The sequence below is a fragment of the Flavobacterium sp. P1_E4 genome, from assembly GCF_056405915.1.
Genome location: NZ_JBFUBE010000057.1, coordinates 1 through 2,106, shown reverse-complemented (window position 1 = coordinate 2,106; position 2,106 = coordinate 1). Strand labels below are relative to the sequence as shown.

General features: G+C 24.8%; 1 protein-coding gene. It reads left to right on the top strand.

Going from position 1 to position 2,106, the window contains the following annotated elements; translation table 11 throughout:
• Positions 1-1,227 precede the first annotated feature (1,227 nt).
• Complete coding sequence (locus AC1DY0_RS18925; RefSeq protein ID WP_477190136.1) at positions 1,228-1,773, top strand: hypothetical protein; 546 nt, start codon at positions 1,228-1,230, stop codon at positions 1,771-1,773.
• The last annotated feature ends 333 nt before the right edge of the window (positions 1,774-2,106 follow it).

The following is a 2,106-nucleotide window of genomic DNA, read 5'->3' as shown; positions in this document are numbered from 1 at the left end:
TTAGATTATCCAGACATAGAAAAATTTGATTATGATATTTTTATAGCTTGGTTTATATTACAACATTTTAGAGGTTACAAACCATTTATAACCAAAATATCATTTACTGACAATTTTTAACACAATTTAGTTATGAGATTTAAAGCCGTTTTTCTTACTAAAAGAAGTATTCTAGAGTTATTTTTAGTCTTATTTTTTTCCTTTTTACTGTTCTGTTATGATTTTGGAGGTATACCAACTAAGACATGGTTAGCTTTGAATATCTTCCCTATATCGGCTGGTTTTTTTTCTTGGTTATTATTCCAAACAATAGTTTATTTTCTGAATATAAATAAGGTGAAATATTGGTGGTTTATTCTTATAAATATCCCGATTTGCTTGTTACTATTATTTCTACTTAAAAAAATATAGTTGAATTCTCACTTGTTAAAAGTATACCCATATTAATTTATCTACACAATAAGATAAAAAAGATATAATTAAAAAACCTAAAAATGACAACATCATATAAGCCTCTTATTGTTGGCTTTTTTTGTGCTATTCTAACAATTTTTCAAGCACATCTTTCAATGGGTCAATATGCAAATCAAATTTCCTCTGGTTGCATAACGTGCTCATTTAATGAAGTATTAATTAAATATGCAATAATTTTAATTTTCATACCAACTGTTTTAATTCATTATTTTTTAAAAATTTATTAAAAAAGATTATTTATCTATTATTGTGATAATGATCTATTTAATTTTTATTTGGCTAAAAGTAATCAATACTGATATCTTCGAAACTAGAGTGTCTGATTGGAGTTCGTTTACAAATTATGATATTGATTCTTATGTTTTTAAACAATCATTTTTTCCAATATTGATTTGCTCTATTATTTATTTATTATTTCATTTTTTGTTAAACAAATACTATAAAAAAACATTTACATAATCTATAATAAATGAAAGATAAAAAAATAATTACTACAATATGCATAGCAATACTGTATTGTAATTAAATAATACCCAATTTACCACAACTAATTAACGATAAACGTTTTCCAAAATAATAATCGCAAATAAAGATTCAATACATTTTTAATGATATGAGGTAAGAAAGAATAAAAGACAGAGCACTCAAAAGAGCGGCTAGAGCGTGGTGATTTTCTATGTTGGTTTATATTACAACACAAATGTGGTTATAAACCATTTTTAACTATAATGAAAATAAATACCAAAATAATCAATGAAAGTTACTAAGAGCTTAAAAATCATATTAATCATTATTACAATATTATCATCTCTTATCTTATTTTATAAACTTCAAGGGACTAGAATATACTGGCTTAAATTTGATTCTGAAAAAATTGGCGATGACAATGGTGATATCTTTATTATTCAAAATCCTCCTTCAGCAAAAGAAGATTTAATAAGACTTATAGAAGAAATGAATGACACCTTAAATTTTACAGACCGATTAAATAAAAAAACTTATTATGTCCAATATTTTTATAAAGAAAGTTTTCATTTAAATCGTTTTTTTAAACCTTACTATGCTCCTATTCTGGGAAACTATGTTGACATTAGAGTAGATAACGATGGTGATTTTGACAAAGAACATCTTGTTGATTACATCTATAAAAATGACGAAGATGGCAATATACATAGAGAGAAAATTCCAATTTATCCCTACTATATATTTTATGAATATAATGATGAAGGATTCCATAATTCAGAGTATTATCCAAAAGGATTAAAAGATGACTACAATAAGCATTGGAAAATAAGATAATAGCTTGTTTTAAAAAAACGATTATATAAATTCATGAAAAGTATAAAACCTCTTTAGCAACGATAAAGAACTAAAAACTAAACACATCTACCGGTTAATTTTTTACAAAATTAAAACAAAAAAGTGACAATGGATTTACAGCCGATGTTAAACACCATCAAAGTGATCTTTCACCCCAGACTTTCAATAAAAAAAAACTTATGAAAATTTAAATTATAGAATAATTCCTAATTAAGTATTGTGTTTTTTTGAAGCTCTGTAATTACCAATCGTGATTCCCACAAGAACCATTACAAAAAAAAACTTCCTTACACATCCTTTTTATTCAAGTTG